This is a genomic window from Aliirhizobium sp. YIM B11859 (assembly GCF_057163345.1).
In genome coordinates this window covers 31,456-52,442 of the sequence record NZ_JBXHAY010000009.1, presented here as the reverse complement: position 1 = coordinate 52,442, position 20,987 = coordinate 31,456, and the positions used below count along the sequence as shown (strand labels likewise).

The 20,987-nt window shown below is 62.3% G+C and carries 17 protein-coding genes; 2 read left to right on the top strand and 15 right to left on the bottom strand.

Going from position 1 to position 20,987, the window contains the following annotated elements; all coding sequences use genetic code 11:
* Window positions 1-33: 33 nt before the first annotated feature.
* The 7 genes from AC2GXZ_RS26760 to cobA form a co-directional block, all read right to left on the bottom strand.
* Entirely contained in the window at window positions 34-2,034 is a 2,001-nt protein-coding gene (locus AC2GXZ_RS26760) for a CocE/NonD family hydrolase (RefSeq protein WP_483762287.1), read from the bottom strand.
* A gap of 125 nt (window positions 2,035-2,159) precedes the next feature.
* Window positions 2,160-3,797, bottom strand: a complete 1,638-nt coding sequence (locus AC2GXZ_RS26755) for an ABC transporter ATP-binding protein (RefSeq protein WP_483762286.1) — start codon at window positions 3,795-3,797, stop codon at window positions 2,160-2,162.
* Window positions 3,790-4,617, bottom strand: a complete 828-nt coding sequence (locus AC2GXZ_RS26750) for an ABC transporter permease (RefSeq protein WP_483762285.1) — start codon at window positions 4,615-4,617, stop codon at window positions 3,790-3,792. The genes AC2GXZ_RS26755 and AC2GXZ_RS26750 overlap by 8 nt, the downstream gene beginning before the upstream one ends.
* 10 nt (window positions 4,618-4,627) lie before the next feature.
* Window positions 4,628-5,635 (bottom strand): ABC transporter permease, encoded by a 1,008-nt coding sequence (locus AC2GXZ_RS26745; RefSeq protein WP_483762284.1) that lies wholly within the window; start codon window positions 5,633-5,635, stop codon window positions 4,628-4,630.
* 91 nt (window positions 5,636-5,726) lie between these two features.
* Window positions 5,727-7,316 (bottom strand): ABC transporter substrate-binding protein, encoded by a 1,590-nt coding sequence (locus AC2GXZ_RS26740; RefSeq protein WP_483762283.1) that lies wholly within the window; start codon window positions 7,314-7,316, stop codon window positions 5,727-5,729.
* A 351-nt stretch (window positions 7,317-7,667) separates the two neighbouring features.
* On the bottom strand, window positions 7,668-8,981 hold the full coding sequence (locus AC2GXZ_RS26735) for a cobyrinic acid a,c-diamide synthase CobB (protein WP_483762282.1): 1,314 nt from the start codon (window positions 8,979-8,981) through the stop codon (window positions 7,668-7,670).
* Window positions 8,978-9,763, bottom strand: coding sequence for a uroporphyrinogen-III C-methyltransferase (gene cobA / locus AC2GXZ_RS26730; protein WP_483762281.1), 786 nt, complete (start codon window positions 9,761-9,763; stop codon window positions 8,978-8,980). Before cobA ends, AC2GXZ_RS26735 begins: the two co-directional genes overlap by 4 nt.
* Before the next feature lie 47 nt (window positions 9,764-9,810).
* On the opposite strand from cobA, the gene AC2GXZ_RS26725 reads away from it, so the two are divergent.
* Window positions 9,811-10,932: a cobalt-precorrin-5B (C(1))-methyltransferase gene (locus AC2GXZ_RS26725; RefSeq protein WP_483762280.1), complete on the top strand. Its 1,122-nt coding sequence runs from the start codon at window positions 9,811-9,813 to the stop codon at window positions 10,930-10,932.
* Here the strand turns inward: AC2GXZ_RS26725 and cobM are convergent.
* Genes cobM through cbiE form a run of 3 tightly spaced genes read right to left on the bottom strand, consistent with a single transcriptional unit; the run spans window position 10,908 to window position 13,359 of the window.
* Window positions 10,908-11,720 carry a precorrin-4 C(11)-methyltransferase gene (cobM, locus tag AC2GXZ_RS26720; protein ID WP_483762279.1) on the bottom strand — a complete coding sequence of 271 codons (813 nt, stop codon included), beginning with the start codon at window positions 11,718-11,720 and terminating at the stop codon, window positions 10,908-10,910. The genes AC2GXZ_RS26725 and cobM overlap by 25 nt on opposite strands.
* Window positions 11,717-12,103: a cobalamin biosynthesis protein gene (locus AC2GXZ_RS26715; protein ID WP_483762278.1), complete on the bottom strand. Its 387-nt coding sequence runs from the start codon at window positions 12,101-12,103 to the stop codon at window positions 11,717-11,719. The genes cobM and AC2GXZ_RS26715 overlap by 4 nt, the downstream gene beginning before the upstream one ends.
* A complete protein-coding gene (gene cbiE, locus AC2GXZ_RS26710) occupies window positions 12,100-13,359 on the bottom strand; it encodes a precorrin-6y C5,15-methyltransferase (decarboxylating) subunit CbiE (RefSeq protein ID WP_483762277.1) in 1,260 nt (419 codons plus the stop codon). The genes AC2GXZ_RS26715 and cbiE overlap by 4 nt, the downstream gene beginning before the upstream one ends.
* A gap of 10 nt (window positions 13,360-13,369) precedes the next feature.
* Here cbiE and AC2GXZ_RS26705 point away from each other — a divergent pair, with 10 nt between their 5' ends.
* Window positions 13,370-14,143, top strand: a complete 774-nt coding sequence (locus AC2GXZ_RS26705) for a cobalt-precorrin-6A reductase (protein WP_483762409.1) — start codon at window positions 13,370-13,372, stop codon at window positions 14,141-14,143.
* On the opposite strand, the gene AC2GXZ_RS26700 is transcribed toward AC2GXZ_RS26705, so the two are convergent.
* The 5 genes from AC2GXZ_RS26700 to cobN are packed head-to-tail and all read right to left on the bottom strand — an operon-like array spanning window position 14,107 to window position 20,972.
* Entirely contained in the window at window positions 14,107-14,871 is a 765-nt protein-coding gene (locus AC2GXZ_RS26700; protein WP_483762276.1) for a precorrin-3B C(17)-methyltransferase, read from the bottom strand. The genes AC2GXZ_RS26705 and AC2GXZ_RS26700 overlap by 37 nt on opposite strands.
* Entirely contained in the window at window positions 14,868-15,644 is a 777-nt protein-coding gene (locus AC2GXZ_RS26695; protein WP_483762275.1) for a precorrin-2 C(20)-methyltransferase, read from the bottom strand. The genes AC2GXZ_RS26700 and AC2GXZ_RS26695 overlap by 4 nt, the downstream gene beginning before the upstream one ends.
* Entirely contained in the window at window positions 15,641-16,270 is a 630-nt protein-coding gene (locus tag AC2GXZ_RS26690) for a precorrin-8X methylmutase (protein ID WP_483762274.1), read from the bottom strand. Before AC2GXZ_RS26690 ends, AC2GXZ_RS26695 begins: the two co-directional genes overlap by 4 nt.
* Complete coding sequence (cobG, locus tag AC2GXZ_RS26685) at window positions 16,267-17,679, bottom strand: precorrin-3B synthase (protein ID WP_483762273.1); 1,413 nt, start codon at window positions 17,677-17,679, stop codon at window positions 16,267-16,269. Before cobG ends, AC2GXZ_RS26690 begins: the two co-directional genes overlap by 4 nt.
* Window positions 17,676-20,972, bottom strand: a complete 3,297-nt coding sequence (gene cobN / locus AC2GXZ_RS26680; protein ID WP_483762272.1) for a cobaltochelatase subunit CobN — start codon at window positions 20,970-20,972, stop codon at window positions 17,676-17,678. Before cobN ends, cobG begins: the two co-directional genes overlap by 4 nt.
* Window positions 20,973-20,987 lie beyond the last annotated feature (15 nt).

The window sequence follows — 20,987 nt, the reverse complement described above, 5'->3', positions numbered from 1 at the left end:
GTTCCGGTCAATTCACATCGGTGTTGCGCGCGGTCACATGAGATCGCGGGGAATTGCCTTTTCAAAGGTCTTTTCGAAGATCTGCCTGTCTCCGTCATAGGCCTGAACCGAGGCGCTGATCAGCCAGTCCGTCGCGGTGCAGGCAATTTTTGCCGTCGAGACGGTGCGCACCGACCAGCGGGCGCGCTTCATGTCGCATGTCCAGGTCGAAATGCCGGTCATCGACAGCGGATCATCCGGGCTGATCGACCAGGTTTCCTGCTTGAGCTGACGGGTGGAAAGGCCGGTGCCGGGATGTTCGAACAGGCCGGTATCCTCGACGACTTCGTAATACGTGAGGTTGGCGGCAAGATCACGGGTGACGTTGCGGCGCGTTTCCGATGGTGCGTGTTCGATATATTTCGGCAGCGGATCTGGATTGCCCGGCTGTTTCATCTCGAAGGTCTGGTGCTCGCCCAAAAGCGGCATGGCGACACCGAGTGAGGCAATGTCGATCGTCACGCCAGGATCGCCCGGCGGCGGCAATATGGTCGGCCAGTAGGCGGTTGAAAGCGATAGCCGGATTCGATGGCCTTCACCGAAGCGGTAACCGCAAGCATCGAGTTCAAGCCGGATGGTGACCGGCTCACCAGGGACAAGCGGCTGTGGGCTCTCATTGCCATCGCGATGGGCAAGGTTGATGACGCCGAAGGAAACGCGGGTGGCAGTGCCATCGGGATGGATGTCGACGATACGGGCACAGAGATTGGCAAGGTCTGCATCGGCGCGGAGCGTCAAGGTGATGACCGGGCGACCGAGATAAGTCTTTTCGGCGGGAAGCGGCCCTGTCTGGAAAGTCAGCGAGCCCGCATCGTCGCCGCGCTGATCGCCGGGCAATTCCGCATCAGGCTTCAACGTGAACCATTCACCGGCGGCCGTACCGGTATCGAGTGGGGATTTCAGGTAGATCTCATGCTTCGGCGCATGCGGGATCGGCATGCCTTCAAGCAGCGTGCCGAACTGATCGACATAAAAGCTTTCGGTGTCCGGCTCGCTCCATGCATTTTTCGAGGCCCAGAAACCCGGATCGGCATTGCGACGGGTCGCTGGCTTCGGGCCGTCGAGAATATAGGCGCGGACCTGCGGCAAGTCCTCGATGCCGTTTTGGTCGCCGCGCAGCCAGCGGTTCCAGAAGGCGATCGCCTCGCCATGGAAATCGGCGCGCGGCTTCGGCCAGGCGAAATGCGGGTATTTGTGGACCCAGGGGCCGATCAGCGCCTTGGCCTTGGTCCCCAACCCTTCTGCCGCCAGCAAAGGCGTGTTGCGATAGCCATCGGCCCAGCCGGCAATCACCAGAGCCGGGATGTCGATAGCCGAATAATCTTCGCAAATCGATCCGTGTTTCCAGAAGGAGTCGCGGCGCTGGTGGGACAGCCATTCCTCCATGAAGAAGGGCTCGTTTTCCAATCGCTCCATCCACATTTCCAGCCAGCGGTCGCCGACGATTTCCGGATCGGGCGAACGCGACTGGTAGGCGAGCATGGTTGCTGCCCAGGAGAGCTGTGCGGAGAGATGGCAGCCGTTCTTGTAGTGGATGTCGTCATTGTAGCGGTCTGTCGTCGAGGCGATCGAGATCACCGCCTTCAAGGCCGGCGGGCGAAGGGCTGCGACCTGCAGACTGTTGAAGCCACCCCAGGATATGCCCATCATGCCGACCGAGCCGTTCGACCAGGGCTGCTGTGCAATCCAAGCGATCAGCTCGCATGCATTGGCAAGTTCCAGCTCGGTATATTCGCCATCGATTACGCCGTCGGATTCACCCGAACCGCGGATATCCACTCTGACGCCGGCAATGCCGGCCGCGGCAAAAACCGGATAGGTGGATTCGTCGCGCGGGCTGGTCCCATCCCGTTTGCGATAGGGCAGGAATTCGAACACGGCCGGCACCGGATCGGTGTCCGTCCCATCCGGCATCCAGATCCGGGCCGCAAGCCGGGTCCCGTCCTTCAGCCTGATCCACTGGTTTTCGATGAGGGTGAAGGAACGGTCGGTCATCGGTTTTGCTTTCACAATGGTATGCTTGCCCTGCTCGAAATTGGAGAGAGGCGGTGACGTTGCGTCGTATTTCCTTCGCCCCGTTTACGGGGAGAAGGTGCCGGCAGGCGGATGAGGGGCAGTCCTCAGTTTCCGGCGCTTTCCATGCGCCGCGTGGCAAGTACCTTTTCCAGCCAGCCAAGTTGCATTTCCGGCACGGATTTGAGGAGAAGGTCGGTATAGTCGTCGAAGGGCGGCGAGAGCGCCTGCGATTTGGGGCCGAACCGCACCAGTTTGCCGCGATGCATAACGGCAACGGAATCGGCGATTGCCTTTACGATGGCGATATCGTGGGTGATGAAGACATAGGAGAGCTGCTGCTCTTCCTGCAGCTTCATCAGCAGCTTCAAGATGCCTTCGGCAACCAGCGGGTCGAGCGCCGAGGTCGGTTCGTCGCAGAGGATCAGTTCCGGCTTTGCCGCCAGTGCGCGGGCAATCGCCACACGCTGTTTCTGCCCGCCGGACAGTTCCGCCGGGTAACGATCGATGAAGCCATTGCCCATCTCGATCTGTTCGAGCAGTTCGCGAACACGGGCGGTTTTCGCAGCACCGCGCAGTCCATAATAAAAGGTCAGCGGCCGGCCGATAATGTCACGTACGGTCTGGCGCGGGTTCATCGCGGTATCGGCCATCTGGTAGATCAACTGGATCCGGCGCAGATCATTGCGCGGCCGGTTCTTCAGCGCCGGCGTCAGCGACTTGCCTTCGAAGGTGATCTTACCGTCGCTCGGCGGCAGAAGGCCGGTGATGACGCGGGCGAGCGTCGATTTGCCCGAGCCCGATTCGCCGACGATTGCCAGCGTCTGGCCCTTGCACAGATGCAGCGAAACGCCGTGCAGAACCTTGAAGCCGTTGGAATATTGGGCGCTGACATTGTCGATCTTGAGAAGCGCGTTCGACTGGTCGGCTGCCTCGTCCCGGGTCGCCTGACGCACATTGACGAGTGCCTGGGTATAATCCTCGCGTGGCTCCTCGATGATCTGCTGCACCGAGCCGTATTCGACGGTCTTGCCGTGGCGTAGAACCATGATGTCGTCGGAGATCTGCGCCACGACCGCAAGGTCATGGGTGATGTAGAGCGCCGCCGTATCGGTCTCCTCGATCGCGTGCTTGATCGCCGCCAGAACGTCGATCTGGGTAGTCACGTCGAGCGCGGTCGTCGGTTCGTCGAAGACGATCAGGTCGGGATGGGAGCAGAGCGCCATCGCCGTCATGGCACGCTGCAGCTGGCCACCGGAGACCTGATGCGGAAAACGATCACCGAAGGCTTCGGGGCTTGGCAGGCCGAGTACCTGGAAGAGGTAGAGGGCCCGTTTGCGTGCCTCCTGCTTCGTCATCAGCCCGTGCTTGACGGTTGCCTCTATCACCTGGTCGCCGAGCTTGTGAGCGGGGTTGAAGGCGGCGGCTGCCGATTGTGCGACGTAGCAGATGCGGGCGCCACGCAGCTTGCGGATGCCGCCCTTGCCGAGCTTGAGGATGTCGGTGCCGTCGAGTTTTACTTCGCCGCCGGTGATTTCTGCGCCGCCGCGACCATAGGCGAGTGCGGAGAGACCGATCGTTGACTTGCCCGCACCGGATTCGCCGATCAGGCCGAGGACCTTCCCCTTTTTAAGATCGAAGGAAACGCCATCGACAATGGTAATCCGCTTGGGCGGTTCGCCCGGCGGATAGCTGGTTGCCTCGATCTTCAGGTCGCGGACGGAAAGAAGATTGGTATCAGGCATCGCCACGGCCTCCCTTCAGGCTGGAGGTTCGTTTCAAGAGCCAATCGACGACGAGATTGACGCAAACGCAGAGCGCCGCGATCGCGGTGCCGGGTACGAGTGCTGCCGGAATGCCGAAGATGATACCGTCCTTGTTGTCCTTCACCATGCCGCCCCAATCGGCCGTCGGCGGTTGGATGCCGAGACCGAGGAAGGAAAGGGTGGAGAGGAAGAGAATGGCGAAGGCGAAGCGCAGGCCGAACTCTGCCAGCAGCGGCGACAGGGTGTTCGGCAGAATCTCGCGGAAGATGATCCAGATCTTGCCTTCGCCGCGCAGTTTTGCCGCCTCGACGAATTCCATCACTGCGACATCGAGCGCTACGGCGCGGCCGAGGCGGTAGACGCGGGTGGAATCGAGGACCGCCATGACGAGGATGAGGACGAAAAGATATTGCGGCAGGACTGCCAGCACCACAAGCGCAAAGATCAGCGTCGGGATCGACATCATCAGGTCGTTGAAGCGGGAAAAGACCGTGTCGATCACGCCGCCGGAAACGGCGGCGATGAAGCTCAGCATGATGCCGAGCGAGAACGAGATCACGGTTGCGGCAAGTGCGACGAACAGCGTCGTGCGGGTGCCGTAGATCAGCCGCGAGAGGATGTCGCGGCCGAGATTGTCGAGGCCGAAGAAGAACTGGCTATCTGCCATCTGCCAGACGCCGCCCACGACCTCGGTCTCGCCATAGGGCGCGATGAGCGGGGCGAAGAGGGCGCAGAAAACGGCGAGCGCGATGCCGAAAAGGCCGATCCAGGCGGTGATGGGGATTTCTCTCAATCTCATCGCGGATGCCTCATCTTGGGTGTCTCAGGCGCGGGTTGGCGACGATCGCAAGGATGTCGGCCACCATGTTGAGGAGGATATAGACCGCGGCAAAGATCAGGCCGCAGGCCTGCACCACCGGCATGTCGCGCACCGTCACCGCATCGACCATATACTGGCCCATGCCGGGATAAACGAAGACGACTTCGACGACCACGACACCGACCACCAGATAGGCAAGATTGAGCGCCACGACGTTGATGATCGGGGCAAGCGCATTGGGGGCCGCGTGCTTGACGATCGCCCGCCAGCTGGAAAGCCCCTTCAGTTCGGCCGTTTCCATATAGGCGGACGACATGACGGAGAGGATCGCAGCACGGGTCATGCGCATCATATGGGCGAGGACGACGAGAACCAGGGTTGCCGTCGGCAGCGCGATCGTCTGGATGCGTTCGAAAAAGCCCATGCCCTCGTAGACCGTTGCCGGGAAGGTGGCGATGCCGAAATCGACGGCGAAATAGAGGATCAGCAGGTAGCCGATGAAAAATTCCGGCAGTGAGATCGCCGCCAGCGAGATGACGTTGATGATCTTGTCGGGCATCCGGTCGCGGAAATGAACCGACAGCATGCCGAGACAGATCGCCAGAGGGACTGCAATGATGGCGGCGAAACCGGCGAGGAACAGCGAATTGCCGAGCCTTTTGCCGACCTGTTCGGAGACCGAATTTCGGCTTGCCCATGAAGTGCCGAAATCGCCCTGCACGACACCACCCAGCCAGTCGAAATAGCGAGTGATGACAGGCCGGTCGAGGCCGAGCTCGGAGCGGATGTTGGCGATCGTCTCCGGCGTGGCAGACTGGCCAAGATAGGTGCTGGCGAAATCGCCGGGCAGGGCTTCGATGCCGGCAAAGATCAGCACGGAAACGGCGAAAAGCAGAACGATCGACAAGGCGAAGCGCTCAAGGATGAGGTTTATCAGCGGAAACCGCTCCCTCAGGCTGCGGGCAGGCTTGCCGCCCACCTCTGCGGAATTTGACATCTGGCGCGATCCCGTTGCCGACATGAAGAAATGGGATCGCAGGGGGGGCCTGCGATCCATGTTCACCGGTGGGCCAAAGCCCGTTTTCGGATCAGGCGTCGAACCAGACGCGGCTTGCGACATAACCGTTGGACATGTCATTGCCGATATCGCTGACATAACCCTTCAGCTTCTTCGAACCGGCATTCACGAAGTCGTTGAACATCGGCAGGATCGTGCCGCCCTCATCGCGCACCAGCATCGCCATTTCGCGATACATGTCCTTGCGCTTTTTCTCGTCCAATTCGCCACGGGCCGAGATCAGCAGCTTGTCGAACTTCTCGTTCTTGAAGCGGGTATCGTTCCAGTCGGCAGTGGACAGATAGGCGCCGGAATAGAACTGGTCCTGGGTTGCACGGCTGCCCCAATAGGAGGCGGAGAAAGGCTGGACGTTCCAGACGTTCGACCAGTAACCGTCACCCGGCTCGCGCTTGATCTCGATTTCGATGCCGGCTTTCTTGGCGCTCTGCTGGAAGAGGACCGAGGCATCGACGGCGCCCGGGAAGGCAACTTCCGAGGTGCGCAGCAGGATGGATCCGCTGTGGCCAGACTTCTTGTAATGGAACTTCGCCTTGTCGGGATCGTACGAGCGCTGCTCGATGCCTTCCGGGAAAAGCGCATAGGTATCGTTGATCGGGAAGTCGTTGCCGACCTTGCCGTAACCGCCGAGGATGCGCTTGACCATTTCCTCGCGGTCGATCGCATATTTCAGCGCCATGCGGACGTCGTTATTGTCGAACGGCGCCTTGTCACAATGCATGATGAATACATAGTGGCCGCCGCCGGAGGTCGTCAGCAGCTGCACGGTCGGAGCGCGGGTCAAAAGCGGCACGGTTTTCGGGTCGACGCGGTTGATGAACTGCACTTGGCCGGAAGACAGCGCGGCGATACGGGCCGTCGCGTCGTTCATGGTGATGATTTCGACCGTCTCGACGAAACCGCGATCCGAGCGCCAGTCATTGGCATTCTTCTCGAAGGTCATGCGAACGCCGGGCTCGAAGCTCTTGACCTTGTAGGGGCCGGTGCCGACGCCGGCAGTCGGCTTTTCGATACCGCCATTCGGCTGGATGACGAGATGGTAGTCGGTGAAGATCGCCGGCAGGTCGGCATTGCCTGCGTCGAGCGTGACGACCAGATCGCCGTCCTTGTTTTCGATCGACTTGATCGACTTCATAACGCCGGCTGCACCGGATTCGGTCTTGCTGTCACTGTGGCGCTTCAGGGTGGCGACCACGTCGTCGGTGGTCATTTCCTTGCCGTCGTGGAACTGCACGCCCTTGCGGATCTTGAAGGTCCAGGTCTTGGCATCGGCGGACGGTGCCCAGGATTCGGCGAGCGACGGGATCGGTGCGCGGGTCTGCGGGTGGGTTTCGACCAGCGTGTCGCCCCAGCTGCGGACGGCGGCGAACATGACCTGCGAGGTCGCCTTGGCCGGGTCGATACTGTCGGTTGCGGCGCCGCCTTCGAGGCCGAGTTTCAGTGTGCCGCCCTTCTTGGGCGTCTGGGCCGCGGCGCTGGTGGCAAAAAGATTGCCGGCTGCGGTCAGCGTCAGGCCGGCAGCCATGGCGCGACCCATGAATTCGCGGCGGTTCATGCCGCCTGCCGTCACACGTCCTGCCAGGTATTTGGTGAAGTCGTTCATTTCCCGGTTCCCTCTTTTCCGATGCAGTTGTCTGCTTCTGGTGGCACCCTCTCGCCCGGTTTCCTCTTCCGTGGCGGGTGGTGTTTCATGCTGTCGATCGTGGGAAATGGTTCGGTTGCCGCCGACATAACTTCCTTTCTTGAACAGTCCCCGGCTCATCTTGAGTGAGCTCATTTGCCTCGGGAATTCTGCTTAGCGATCGAAGGCCCGTTGAGGCTTGATGAATGGTAAGGGCGCAGTGTCGCGCGGGTGAGCCTTCGCTACGACATTAAGTGCCGTCTCTGCGACACATTTGGCAACCTCCCATGGGTTGCGAAAATTTGACGATTGCCAGAGCCTTGGCCGAGGCGCTCAATCGCGCGCTATTGCATGGAAAAACGTGCCGGTCACAGGCCCCCGTTTTCCACCCGAGGGGCCGATTTCGGTGCCGCGACCATCTGCAATCATGGCGAGAGGCTGGTCATTTCCAGCGGTAATGACTCGCGCATAGTGGAATTCGTGGCCGCGCACCACTCCGCCCGTTGCGCCGATCGCGCAGTCATCGAGAAGCCTTGCCTGACGATAGCCCAGATTCATCTTGCGCTTGGCAAAGCTTGTTGCATGGGAGAGCAGGCCGGTCATCGCATGGGTCACGCCGTCGGCATCCTCCAGCGCCTCGCCGAGCACCATATAGCCGCCGCATTCGCCGTGAACCGGTTTGGTTTCGGAAAAAGCCCTGAGGCCGGATTTGAAGTTTTCGGCCGCCGCCAGCTTTCCTGCATGCAATTCGGGATAACCGCCGGGCAGCCAGCAGATGTCGCAATCTGCCGGCGGCGCTTCGTCGGCGAGCGGCGAAAACGCGATGATCTCGGCGCCCATGGCCCGCCATTCCCGTTTGATATGCGGGTAGAGGAAGGTGAAGGCTGCATCTTCGGCAAGCGCGATGCGCTGCCCCGGGGGCAGCAAAGCTTTCTCAGTCGATCCTGCCGGAATGTCGAAGGGTTTGGCGGCCGCGAAGATCGCATCGAGATCGAGGGATTGCTCCATCCTATCGGCCAGCCGGTCGATATGGGCATCCATCTCCGGATGTTCGCTTGCCTGGACGAGGCCGAGGTGGCGTTCGGGAAGAATGAGCGTCGGATCGCGCAGAACAGTGCCGACGACGGAAAGACCGATCGCCTCGATCGCTTCGCCCGAGAGTTTCTTGTGCCTTTCGCTGCCGGCGCGATTGAGGATGCAGGCGGCCATTTTCACGTCCGGATCATAATTCATGAAACCGCAGGCAATGGCGGCAGCCGTCTGGCTTTGGCCGGAGACGTCGAGTACGAGCAGGACCGGCAGACCGAAAAGCCGCGCGAGATCGGAGGCTGCGCCCGAACGATTGGGTTCGGTGACGATACCATCGAAAAGGCCCATGGCGCTTTCGATCAGGATGAGTTCGGCATCTTCGGCCTGTTCTCGGGCCAGATGCCTGAGAAGGTCGGGCGCCATGGCCCAGCTGTCGAGGTTGAGGCCGGGCAGGCGGGTTGCCGCCTCGTGAAAGCCGGGATCGATATAATCCGGTCCGGTCTTGATGCCGCGCACCTTCACGCCGCGCCGCTGGAAGGCACGCAGCAGACCGATGGTGACGCTGGTCTTGCCGGAGCCGGAGCGCGGGGCGCCGATGATGAGGGCGCGGGCCGTCATGTGCTTTTACCGGACAGGACAGCCTGCATGTTGACGATCCGGCCAATGACGATCAGTGCCGGTGCTGCAAATTTCTGACGCTCGACTTCCGCCTCGACGGTCGCAAGCGTGGCGGTCATGGAGCGTTCATCGGGTGTCGTTGCCGCCATCAGCACGGCAACCGGCGTATCGGCCGACAGTCCGCCCTCCATCAGCAGGCGTGCGATCGTGCCAATGGTGCTGACCCCCATATAAACGACGATCGGCTCGCCGGTCTTGGCCAGCGCCTTCCAGTCCAGATCGCCGGGCGTGCCGGCGGCGTGTCCGGTTGCCAGCGTGATCGAGCGGCTGATGCCGCGCATGGTGGCCGGGATGTTGGCGGAAGCGAGGGCGGCCAGTGCCGATGTCATGCCCGGCAGGACGCGGAAGGGAATGCCTTCCTTCACCAGCGCCTCGGCCTCCTCGCCGCCGCGTCCGAAGATGAAGGGATCGCCGCCCTTCAGCCGCAACACGCGTTTGCCGGCTTTCGCGAGTTCGATCAGTCTTGCAGTGATATCGCCCTGCGCAACAGACGGCTTGCCGCCACGTTTGCCGACGAAGATCAGCTCCGTGGTCTTTGCCAGCGCCAGAACTGCGTCGGAGACAAGCGCGTCGTGGACGATCACATCGGCCTTGGTGAGAGCATCGGCAACCTCAAGCGTCAGGTAACGCGGATGGCCGGGACCTGCACCCGCCAGCCAGACATGGCCGGGGACAAAGTCCGGCGCTTCAACGATCGTTTCGAACAACTCATTCACCGACATATGCAAACCTTTTGCCGGCCGGAGACGGCCGGGCTATAGAAACGGCCATGGAAGCGGCCATTGACGAAGAAAGCAAGAACCTGCGGCGTGGCTGGACCACGGGAACCTGTGCGGCCGCGGCCAGCAAGGCGGCCTGTCTTGCGCTGATTTCCGGTGAGTTTCCGGCCCTGGTCGAGGTCACGTTGCCTGGCGGACAGCGGCCGGGCTTTTCTCTTGCCGTGGAAGACGCAGGCGAAGATTTCGCCAAGGCCGGTATCGTCAAGGATGCCGGCGACGACCCCGATGTGACGCATGGCGCCTTGATCATGAGCACGGTCCGGCGTGGTGTGGCCGGTAGCGGCATCACCTTCAAGGCCGGTCCGGGGGTTGGCACCGTCACGCGTCCCGGCCTGCCTTTGCCGCCCGGCGAGCCGTCGATCAACCCGGTGCCGCGGCAGATGATCGCCCAGGCGATCACAGAGGTGGCAGGCGAAGGGGCCGATTTCGAGGTGGAAATTTCGGTCGCCGACGGCGAGAAGATCGCCGAAAAGACGCTGAACGGCCGGCTCGGCATTCTCGGCGGGATTTCGATCCTCGGTACGACCGGTATCGTCATTCCGTTTTCCTGCTCGGCCTGGATCCACTCCATCTGGCGCGGTATCGACGTGGCGCGCGCGGCCGGTCTCGATCATATTTCCGGTGCCACCGGAAACACGTCGGAGAAGGCGGCGCAGGCGCATCATGGTCTTTCCGAGACCGCGCTGATCGACATGGGTGATTTCGTCGGCGGCATGCTGAAATATGTCCGCAGCCATCCGGTGCCGAAGGTCACGATCGCCGGCGGCGTCGCCAAGATGACCAAGCTCGCCCAGGGCATGCTCGACGTGCATTCCAAGCGCGGACTGGCCGATCTCGATGCACTGGCCAAGGTTGCGGCGGAGGCCGGAGCGGATGCCGATCTGGTGGCGCAGATCGTTGCGGCCAATACCGTTTCGCAGGCGTTCCAGCTTGCCGGAGAAAGCGGACTTGGGCTCGGCGACCGTATCGCCGCGCTTGCCTGGAAAACCGCGGCCAAGGCGCTGCGTGATCCGGAGATCGCCTTGGAAATCCTGGTTTTCGACCGGCAGGGCAGGCTTGTCGGCCAGACCGAATTTACGCCCTCCGATCATTCCGACCTCTTGTCGGTGTGAGTTTGGTCGGTGCGATCCTTGCCAAGCTGATCCCAGCCGGGACGGAAGCGGCGTACATAGTCGGCATTGTATAGCTGGCTCTCGACGAAATCCGATGCACCCAGGCCCTTGCCGACGAAGATCAGTGCCGTGCGTTCGGCCGGTTCTTCGGCCAGTTTTGCCTCGATGTCGGCAAGCGTGCCGCGGATGATCCGTTCCTCCGGCCAGGAGGCGCGCACGACGATCGCCACCGGGCAATCGGCGCCGTAAAGCGGTGTCAGCTCCTCGACGATTTTTGCAATCGCATGAATGGCAAGATGGATCGCAAGCGTTGCACCGGTGGCGCCGAATGCCTTCAACGTCTCGCCTTCCGGCATTTTCGAGGCTCGGCCGGAGACGCGGGTCAGCACCAAGCTCTGTGCCACTTCCGGAATGGTCAGCTCGCGTCTCAGCGCGGCCGCCGCCGCCGCAAAGGAGGGCACACCGGGCGTCAGCGTATAAGCGATGCCGTGTTTTTCCAGCCGGCGGATCTGCTCGGCGACCGCGCTCCAGACGGAGAGATCGCCGGAATGCAGCCGTGCCACGTCCTTGCCGGCCTTGTGGGCTAAAAGATATTCCGCCTCGATCTCGTCGAGCGACAGGGAACCTGTATCGACGATACGCGCATCTTTGGGGCACCAGTCGAGCAGTTCCTTCGGCATGATCGAGCCGGCATAAAGGCAGACCGGCGAGCGGGCGAGGATATCGCGGCCGCGTACGGTGATCAGGTCTGCAGCACCCGGCCCGGCGCCGATAAAGTGAACGGTCATGAATGGTCCTTCGAACGTGCCAGGGCGCAGGTCGCACCTTGAGAAATCAGCCGTGGCACGATGATCTCAGATGTTTTGCCTGCCGCGGCCAGCGCTGCCGCCTCCGACAGGCTGGAGGAGAGTGTTTTGGCAAGACTGTGGCGCGAAACGGTCTTCGTTCGAGGTTCTGCCTCCATCAGGGCGTCGTCGGAGACGATATGGAGCGGAAGCCCCAGCGTTTCGGCCAATTGCAGAATGCCCTGCTCTTCCCGCTTGATTTCGCCTGTAGCAAGTGCCGCGAGAGACTGGCGTGAAATTTTTGCCTCAAGGCAAGCGGCATCGAGGGCCGACAAAAGCTCCTCGTGCGTCGTGCCCTTGCGGCAGCCGAGACCGGCGATGATCATGATGTCATTCCCTTCATCCAGCTCCACTGGGTCACCGGCATGGCCGGCTTCCAGCCCTGCATGGCGCCGACCGGTGCGGCACGGGAGACCTCCATGCGGATCAGGTTGCCGCCAAGCTTTGCCTTTGCCGCCAGAAGCGTGGCTTCCATTTCCAGCGTTACCGCATTGGCGACCAGCCGACCGCCCGGTTTCAGCGCCGCAACGGCGGCATCGAAGACGCCCGGCTCGCTGCCGCCGCCGCCGATGAAGATCGCATCCGGTGGGGGGAGGCCGGTAAGTGCTGTTGGTGCCTCGCCTTCGATCAGAACCAGAGCCGGCACGCCGAAACTGGCCGCGTTGCGTTTGATGCGGGCGGCGCGTTGCGGATGCGCCTCGATGGCGATCGCCTTCATCGACGGATCGGCGAGCATCCACTCGATGCCGATAGAGCCGGAACCGGCGCCGATATCCCAGAGCAGTTCGCCGCGGAGGGGGCTGAGCGCCGAGAGCGTCAGGGCGCGGATTTCCCGTTTTGTGATCTGGCCGTCATGCTCGAACAGGGCATCATCCAGGCCAAAACCGCGTGGCAGGATGCGTGCGCCTACATCTGCCACAACTTCGATGCCGACGACGTTCAGCACATTGATATCCGGCACTGAAAACGCGCCGGCTGTGGTCGAACGGATGCGTTCAGCGTCGCCACCGAGTGCTTCGAGCAGGATCAGCTTCGAACCGCCGAAACCGATACCGGTCAGCAGCTTTGCAAGTTCCGCCGGGCCTTTTTCATCCGAGGTCAGCGCGATGATCCGCCGGCCGGGGTGCAGCAATGGGCGGATGAGATCGAGCGGGCGGCCATGCAGGGAAACCGTTTCGATCTCCTGCAGCGGCCAACCGAGGCGGGATGCTGCGAGCGAAAAGGCCGAGGGCGATGGGTAGGTGGTGAATTCGTCAGCGCTTAGATGACGTGACAGGGTTACTCCGACACCGAAGAAAAACGGATCACCGGAGGCCAGCACGCAGACTTTTGACCCGCGCAAGGCGATGACATCCTGCATTGCCGCATCGAACGGTGTCGGCCAGGGGCGCGCCTCGCCCGAGATCAGGGAGGCAGCAAGCTCCAAATGCCGTTTGCCGCCGAACACCACCGAAGCATCGGAAATCGCGGCCTTTGCACTGTCGCCAAGCCCGTTTGCGCCATCTTCGCCGATACCGACGATGGACAGCCAGCTTCGATGGTTTAAAGCTCTCATTCCTGATTCAGGAGGCAATTTGACCAACTCCATCCTCATGCGAATTCTGATCCTCGGCGGCACGGCGGAAGCCAAGGCGCTCGCGGCGCAGCTTTCGACCAATCCCGACTACGACATCCTTCTGTCGCTGGCCGGGCGCACCAAGAGCCCGGCCGAACAGCCGGTGCCGGTCCGTATCGGCGGTTTCGGCGGCGTAGAGGGGTTGGCGACGTTCATTCGCGAGAACAATATCGACCTTTTGATCGACGCCACGCATCCGTTCGCGGCAAGGATTTCCCGCAATGCGGCCGAAGCTGCGGCTGCCACCGGCACGGACATCCTGGCTCTGCGGCGTCCTGCATGGCTGCGCCACACGGAGGATCGCTGGCGCGAGGTAACCGATATCGCGGCGGCCGTTTCCGCGCTCGACATGCCGGCGCGCCGGGTTTTCCTGACGCTTGGCCGGCAGGAACTGCTGCCGTTCGAGCCGATGAAGCAGCATTCCTATCTGGTTCGCAGCGTCGATCCCGTCGATCCGCCGCTCGATCTGCCGGATGTCTCTTATATCACGGCGCGCGGGCCGTTTGCCGAAGCGGACGAAATCCGGCTGCTCCAACAGCATGCTATCGATCTTATCGTTTCGAAAAATAGCGGCGGCGTTTCCAGCGTCGGCAAGATCCTTGCTGCCCGGCGTCTCGGTATCGAGGTGATACTGATCGAGCGTCCACTGTTGCCGGACGTGGCGTCGGCCGAAAGCGTCGCGGAACTTGCCGGGATGGTCGCTCGGTTGCTTGCTCAACGGGCGCTCTCCCGCAAGAAGCGCGGGGAATAAACGATCGGCCGCTGGTCGGTTCGTTCGATCAGGCGCGTTTCGGTGCTGCCAACGATGACGCAGGTGGCCATGTCGGCCATCTCCCCTTGCGCCTCCGACAGCGGCACGATGCGGATCGCCTCGTCCGGTCGTCCGGCGGCGCGGCCGAAAATCACCGGTACTGTGCCAGGCAGATGGGCACGCAGGATATCGAAAGCTTCGCCGAGCTGGTGCGGGCGCGCCTTGCTGATCGGATTGTAGAAGGCCATGACGAAACCGGCCGTTGCCGCAGCAATAAGCCGTTTTTCGATCACCGCCCAGGGCTTCAGGTTATTCGACAGCGAGATGGCGCAGAAGTCATGGCCGAGCGGCGCACCGGCCTTGGCGGCGACGGCCAGCATGGCGGTCACGCCCGGCACGATGGATAGCTCGATGTCGCGCCATTCCGTCGGGCCCTCGTCGATCGCTTCGCAGACGGCGGCCGCCATGGCAAAAACACCGGGATCGCCGCCCGAGACGACGCAGACCTTGGCTCCGTTGGCCGCCATTTCCAGGGCCGCCTTGGCGCGCGCCAGTTCCTCGCGGTTGTCGGAGGCATGGCAGCGCTGGTCTGTCCTCAGGCTGAGGCGATCGATATAGGGGAGATAGCCGAAAAAGTCGGAAGCGGCGCGCACCGCATCCAGCGCTTCCGGCGTCATCTGGTCCGGACTTCCGGGGCCGAGGCCGACAACGGTCAGCCAGCCGGTCATTGCTGTTCTCCAGCTGTTTCCCGCAGCGCTCCTTGCGGACGGGTCGTCCAGCCGGGAACGAGAACGATGGAAAAATACGGAGCCGGGCTTTCGTCGCGGGTTTCCAGCGGTTCTGCCGAGCCGTTCGCCATCGTGCCGCGCTCCACATACAGCGCGCCGGACAGCTTTCCGACGGCGGCCAGCGCACGGCGGATTTTCGGCAAGTTACGGCCAACTTTCATAATGACGGCGCCGTCCGTAACTGAGAGCCGTTCGACGAGTTTTTCTTCCGAAAGCGTGCCGGGCAGGACGCTGAGGGTATCGTCGCCCTGAACCAGCGGCAGGCCGGTCATCGACCAGCAGCCGGACATGGCGGTAACGCCGGCCACGACATCGGCCTGATACCGATCCTTCAGCCGCAGATGCAGATGCATGTAGGAGCCGTAAAATAGCGGGTCGCCTTCGCTCAGCACCGCAACATTGCGGCCGGCATCAAGGTGGACCGCGATCTCTTCGGCCGAGCGATCGAAAAAATCGTTGATCGGGTTCTTGTAGTCTGCCTCGTCCTTGTGAGTCTCTATCGTCACCGGGTAGACCAGCGGCAGTTCGATCGTGCCGGGGCGGATATGTGCCTCGACGATGGCGCGGCCATTGCCGGTCGAGCCCTTCTTGCAGAAAAAGGCGACAACATCAGCCTCTTGGATGGTCCGCACGGCCTTCAGCGTCATCAGTTCCGGATCGCCAGGGCCGGTGCCGACGCCGGTCAGCCGGCCCTTGATGATTTGCGCGTTCAAAGCCCTGCCCTCGCCAGCGCGTTGACGGCAGCCGCCGTCATGGCCGAACCACCCATGCGACCGCGCACGATTGCATAGGGAATGTCATGGATGGATTCCATCAGGGCTTCTTTGGATTCCGCCGCGCCGACGAAACCGACCGGCATGCCGATGATGGCGGCCGGTCGTGGGGCGCCGGCATCCAGCATTTCGAGAAGGCGGAAAAGCGCAGTCGGCGCATTGCCGATTGCCACGACCGATCCCTCCATCTCGTCCCAGAGGTCGAGGGCGGCTGCCGAGCGCGTATTGCCGAGCGTTTTCGCCAGCTCCATCGTGCGGCTGTCGCGCAAGGTGCAGATCACTTGGTTTTCCGCCGGCAGGCGCGCACGGGTCACGCCGTGTGCGACCATTTCGGCGTCGCAATAGATGGGTTTTCCGGCCCGCAAGGCGCCGCGTGCCGCCTCGACGAAATCGCTCGAGAAACGGAAATGTTCTGCCGCCTCGACCAGCCCGCAGGCATGGATCATGCGCACGGCGATATCGGCCTGTTCATCGGTAAAGGCGGAAAGATCGGCCTCTGCGCGGATGATCGCAAAGGACTTTTCGTAGATCGCATCGCCTTCGCGGATATAGTCGTAATTCGTCATGGTCGTCCTGTGGCGGCCGCTGCCAGTCGACCGGAACCGATCCGGGCAAGGCAGTCGGCGGAGTTTTCGCCGGCTTGCTTTTCCGATCTCACGAGATCGGCAAAGCGGCAAAGCGTGGCGTTGGTATCGGCAAAAGATGTGAAAGCAAAGGGTTCGCCGGAGGCTTTTGCGTTGGCGATGAAGGAAATACGATCGGCCGTGCCGCAAATCGCAAGGGCTGCAGGTTCGGGATGGGCACAGCCCTTGGCGCAGCCGGTTACATGCAGCTTGAAAGATCCGTCGAGAAGATCGCCGCAATCCTTTGCTGCATTCGCCGCGATTCGATGCGTGGCGATACTGGCCGAGTTACAGGCCGGGCTGCCCGAGCAGGCGGCGATATGGCTGCGCGGGTCGCTTGCCGTTGTGATGAAACCGATGGTTTCGGCGAAATGCCGCAGCGACTGGCAGGACTGTAATGGGCCGAAAAAAAGAAGTGAATGATCGAGCGCCGGTTTTAAAGATTTTATCCCAAAGCTGGTCGCTTCGTCGCAGAGCGCGATCAGGCTTTCCGCCTTCGCCTGGCCGAAGGCGGGACCGATGCCGACGGCATGGAGATGGTTTGAGAGTGGGAAGATGGCAAAAGGCGAGAGGGCGGCCGCCTTCTCTCTTGCCGTCACGTTCGAGCTCGTCCCGGGCATCGGCGACAGACTGACTGGCACGGCACTTGCTGATCCGCGGGACAGGCCCGAGGATAGGGACGGAGCGCTCTGCGGCTGCTCGTTCAAGGATAGAGCCTGTATCAGGTCCCGCCCACGGGCCTTGTTTCCCAGGCCTTTCAGCCGTTTCAACAGCTCGATAACCGTGTCGACAACAAGTGTTTCACGTAAAACATTGAAAACATGTGCCGATTGTTCTGTGTTACCAAGAAGCAGTTGCCATTCAGTTGCCGAGACCGCCACAAGGCGGATGTCCGCAAGCAGGTTGGAGAGCCGCAAATGTCCGGTGCCATCGACGATCACGGCCATTTTCGGGGCCAGCCCGGTAATGGTGCCGGCGCCATCGCGTATGGCTTTCGCCAGCGGGCGCGGATCGGCGATTTCGCTTTCGTCCATTCCCGCAAGCGGCGGTACCTCGACTGCCAGGCCGTCACGCAGCGGCAGGTTCATCGACCGGATATCCGCATCGAGCCGCGGTGCCGAGGCCTCTGTCAATCCGCGGATCTGAAGATTGCCGCGGGCGGAAATATTGACCATGCCGTTGCCGTGCTTGACTGCCAGCCGGCAGATCTCTGCAAGTTGTGCCGGCGAGATCGCCTCGATGAGAGAAACGCGCGCCAGCAGACCGTCGCCGGTCATCATCGGGGTTGACAGTGCCGGGCAGGCGCCCCGCCGCATGTCCTGATCCGCACGTTCAACAGGGAGCGCCATCATGCGACCTCTCCTTTTCGCGGAGGCATCAGCATTTCGAGTTCCGCATCCACCGCGTTGCGGCGCGGATGCCAGAGACCACGAGCAAGTGCCGAGCGGAAGCGTTCGCCCATGTAACGGGCGCCTTCGGGGTTCTGCGCCAGCAAGAAATCGCGCACGGCCTCGTCGCCGAGATAGGCGTCATAGGTGGCGTCGATCAGGGATTGCGGAATGGCATGGGTGGTTTCGGCAAAACCGATCAGCCGATCGACGGTTTCGACCAGTTCAGCGGCGCCGCGCGGACCATGGCGCATCTGGCCGGCGATGAAACGCGGGTTGGTTGCGCGGGCGCGGACCACGCGGGTGACGGCCTCGGAGATCGAGCGTGCCCTGGGGTTTGCCGGATCGGTGGTATCGAGCGCGATAACATCCGCCTTGCCGCCGAGAGCTGCTACGGCTGCCGAAAACCCGCCGATGAAAGCGACATCCGCCGAGCCATCCAACAGATCGCGGCCGGGATCATCACCGGTATGGACGATCAGGTCGGCGACACCGACCCGCCCGGCAAATTTTCCGGGCGCGTGGCTTGCCTCGCCATCAGCGCCACCGAAGACATGGCTGGTGGCATCGAGATAGATGCGGCCGAGTTCCTCGCGCTCACCCCATGATCCGTCCGCCAGCTTGTCCTCGATACCGGAACCGTAGGTGCCGGGTGCGGAGCCGAAGATGCGCGGCGGCAGATGGCCAAGTTCCTGCATATCCTCCGCCAACGGATTGTCGCCCGGCGCCTCTTCCCGTGCAGCAATCGCCCGCATGGCGGCATCGAGCAACGCGATCAGCGCCGGGAACATGTCGCGGAAGAGACCGGAGATACGCAGTGTGACATCGACCCGCGGGCGACCAAGCTGTGCCGGAGCCAGAACCTCGATGCCGGTCACGCGGCCGGTCGCGGCATCCTGGACCGGCCGTGCGCCGATCAGCGCCAGGACTTGCGCCACTTCCTCGCCGCCGCTTCGAAGCGAGGCGCTGCCCCATAAATCGAAGATGAGGCTTTTCGGCCAGTCGCCATGATCTTGCAAATACCGACGCAGGATTTCGTCTGCAGCGCGTTTTCCCAATTCAAAGGCTGTCGGGGTCGGCAGGGTGCGCGGGTCGCTGGCAAACAGATTGCGTCCGGTCGGCATCACGTCGCGGCGGCCGCGGGCCGGCGCGCCGGACGGGCCGGGGCGAATGTGTTTTCCGTCCAGTGCGTCGATCAGCGCCCGTTTTTCCGTCGCGGCGCTGGCGACCCGCAGTTGGTCGGCGTCGCCTTCGGCCACTTTGCCGAAGACATGCTGGCCATCCTTGATGGCAAAGTCCTTCAGGTCACAAAGGAAGGCGTCGATGCGGGCCAGCGCCGTATCCGGGTCGTCGCCCTTTGAAACGCCGGCATCGGTCGCAATGCTGGTATCGCGGGCGGCCTCGACGATCAGTTTTGCCAGCCGGTCGCGACGGCGGCGGTCGAGGCCATCCGCCTGGGCATATTCGTCGACAAGCAACTCCAGCTTCTTCTGTTCGTCGGACAGGCCGGCGCCGGTCAGAACCGGCGGCAAATGACCTATGGTGACAGCGGAGATGCGACGCTTGGCAACGGCTGCCTCACCGGGGTTCGACACGATGAAAGGATAGATCACCGGCAGCCCGCCCGTGACACGTTCCGGGAAACAATCCTTAGACAGCGCCACCGTCTTGCCCGGCAGCCATTCCAGGGTACCGTGGGCGCCGACATGCACGATCGCGTGGGCGCCAATAGCGCGTATCCATTGGCCGAAGGCGACCAGTGCATGACGCGGGGGAAGATCGGGGCTGTGATAATCGGCTCGGCGATCGGCATTGCGTCCGCGATCCGGCGCCAACGCCACGGTGATATTGCCGAATTGCGCGGCGCGGAACCGGTAGGCCCCGTCTTCGACGTCCGGGTCGTCCTGCGGAGCACCCCAGGCGGCATCGACGCCGGGTGCGGCCATGTAATCGCCGATCGATAGCGTGCCGGCCTTACGCAAGCGGTCGAGAAGGTCGCGGGCCGTCTCGGGGATATCGGAAACCGCATAACCTGCTATCGAAAGGTCTTGCAGCATGGACAGCACGCTTTGCGGCACGTCCAGACCGACGGCATAACCCGTGCGACCGGGTGCGCTCGGATAATCCGGCAGCAGGATCACGATCTTGCGTTCGGCGCGGGGCGCCATCTTCATCCGCAGAAAGGCCTTGATCCGGTCGGCCACCTGTTCCACCCGGTCTGGTTCGGGCTGATTGATCAGGCTGGCGGAGTTGTGGCCTTGCTTGAACGAGATCGCGCCGGCGAGGATACGGCCATCGAGTTCCGGCAGCACGACATGCATGGCGAGATCGGCAGGGTTCAGGCCACGCCGCCCCTCCGTCCAGCCCTCACGTCTTGTCGTGGCAACGACGACCTGGAAGACGGGAATTCCGCTGCGGTCGAAGATCGTATCGCCAGTGTCATCGGTTCCGCTGGCAAAGGCGGTGGTCGTCAGGATCGCTGCAGGATCAAGTCGCCGGACAGCATCTTCAACGAATGTGATCGCGTCCGTATCCTTGAGGCTGCTGACGAAGATCGGCATCGGTGCAAAGCCGCGGGCCTTGAGGGCGGCAAACAAGGCGTCGATCGGCGCCGCATCATTGGCAAGCAGCATGGAGCGATAAAAGAGGATGGGCAGGCGTGGCGCGTGCTTTGCCAACCCGGCCAGCAGGTCATCACCTTGGGCGATGCCATGGCCCGGCCTGTAGAAACCGGCCTTCGGCATCGGCAATGCCTCCGGCAGAATATCCGTCTTGCCGGTTGCCAGGGCGGCCAGCCGTCTTGCCAGAAGCCGCATATTGTCCGGACCGCCCTCGCGGAAACATTCCAGTATGCCCGCAAGCTCGTCTTCGGAGACCGTAGAGGCGGTGGCCAGTCGCTGATCCCGGATGCTGCATTCGCCGGGCAGCAAAACGAGCGCGATGCCTTTTCGTCGTGCCAGCCGGGAAAGCTGTTCGACACCATAGGCCCAGCGATCGTATCCGCCGAGGATGCGCACCAGAATGACTTTTGCCTGGGCTGCGGTCTTTTCCGCCCACAGATCGACAGACATCGGATGACGCAGATCGGAGAGGTTGGCGAGAGCGAGTGAAACCTCGCCTTCGCTCCATCCGGCAGAAATACCTTTCAGGTCACTTCCGGAAAAGGATAGCACCACCACATCCGCCGGCGACTGGTTCAAGTCGACCGGTTCGATAAGGTCGTCGAGCGACGACGATGTGGTGGCGAGTATATGCATCCTTTTCTCTGACTA

Excerpts from the sequence above, each read along its gene's own strand:
- AC2GXZ_RS26760 (WP_483762287.1), bottom strand. The coding sequence starts at position 2,034 with ATGACCGACCGTTCCTTCACCCTCATCGAAAACCAGTGGATCAGGCTG.
- AC2GXZ_RS26755 (WP_483762286.1), bottom strand. The coding sequence starts at position 3,797 with ATGCCTGATACCAATCTTCTTTCCGTCCGCGACCTGAAGATCGAGGCA.
- AC2GXZ_RS26750 (WP_483762285.1), bottom strand. The coding sequence starts at position 4,617 with ATGAGATTGAGAGAAATCCCCATCACCGCCTGGATCGGCCTTTTCGGC.
- AC2GXZ_RS26745 (WP_483762284.1), bottom strand. The coding sequence starts at position 5,635 with ATGTCAAATTCCGCAGAGGTGGGCGGCAAGCCTGCCCGCAGCCTGAGG.
- AC2GXZ_RS26740 (WP_483762283.1), bottom strand. The coding sequence starts at position 7,316 with ATGAACGACTTCACCAAATACCTGGCAGGACGTGTGACGGCAGGCGGC.
- AC2GXZ_RS26735 (WP_483762282.1), bottom strand. The coding sequence starts at position 8,981 with ATGACGGCCCGCGCCCTCATCATCGGCGCCCCGCGCTCCGGCTCCGGC.
- cobA (WP_483762281.1), bottom strand. The coding sequence starts at position 9,763 with ATGTCGGTGAATGAGTTGTTCGAAACGATCGTTGAAGCGCCGGACTTT.
- AC2GXZ_RS26725 (WP_483762280.1), top strand. The coding sequence starts at position 9,811 with ATGGAAGCGGCCATTGACGAAGAAAGCAAGAACCTGCGGCGTGGCTGG.
- cobM (WP_483762279.1), bottom strand. The coding sequence starts at position 11,720 with ATGACCGTTCACTTTATCGGCGCCGGGCCGGGTGCTGCAGACCTGATC.
- AC2GXZ_RS26715 (WP_483762278.1), bottom strand. The coding sequence starts at position 12,103 with ATGATCATCGCCGGTCTCGGCTGCCGCAAGGGCACGACGCACGAGGAG.
- AC2GXZ_RS26705 (WP_483762409.1), top strand. The coding sequence starts at position 13,370 with ATGCGAATTCTGATCCTCGGCGGCACGGCGGAAGCCAAGGCGCTCGCG.
- AC2GXZ_RS26700 (WP_483762276.1), bottom strand. The coding sequence starts at position 14,871 with ATGACCGGCTGGCTGACCGTTGTCGGCCTCGGCCCCGGAAGTCCGGAC.
- AC2GXZ_RS26690 (WP_483762274.1), bottom strand. The coding sequence starts at position 16,270 with ATGACGAATTACGACTATATCCGCGAAGGCGATGCGATCTACGAAAAG.
- cobG (WP_483762273.1), bottom strand. The coding sequence starts at position 17,679 with ATGATGGCGCTCCCTGTTGAACGTGCGGATCAGGACATGCGGCGGGGC.
- cobN (WP_483762272.1), bottom strand. The coding sequence starts at position 20,972 with ATGCATATACTCGCCACCACATCGTCGTCGCTCGACGACCTTATCGAA.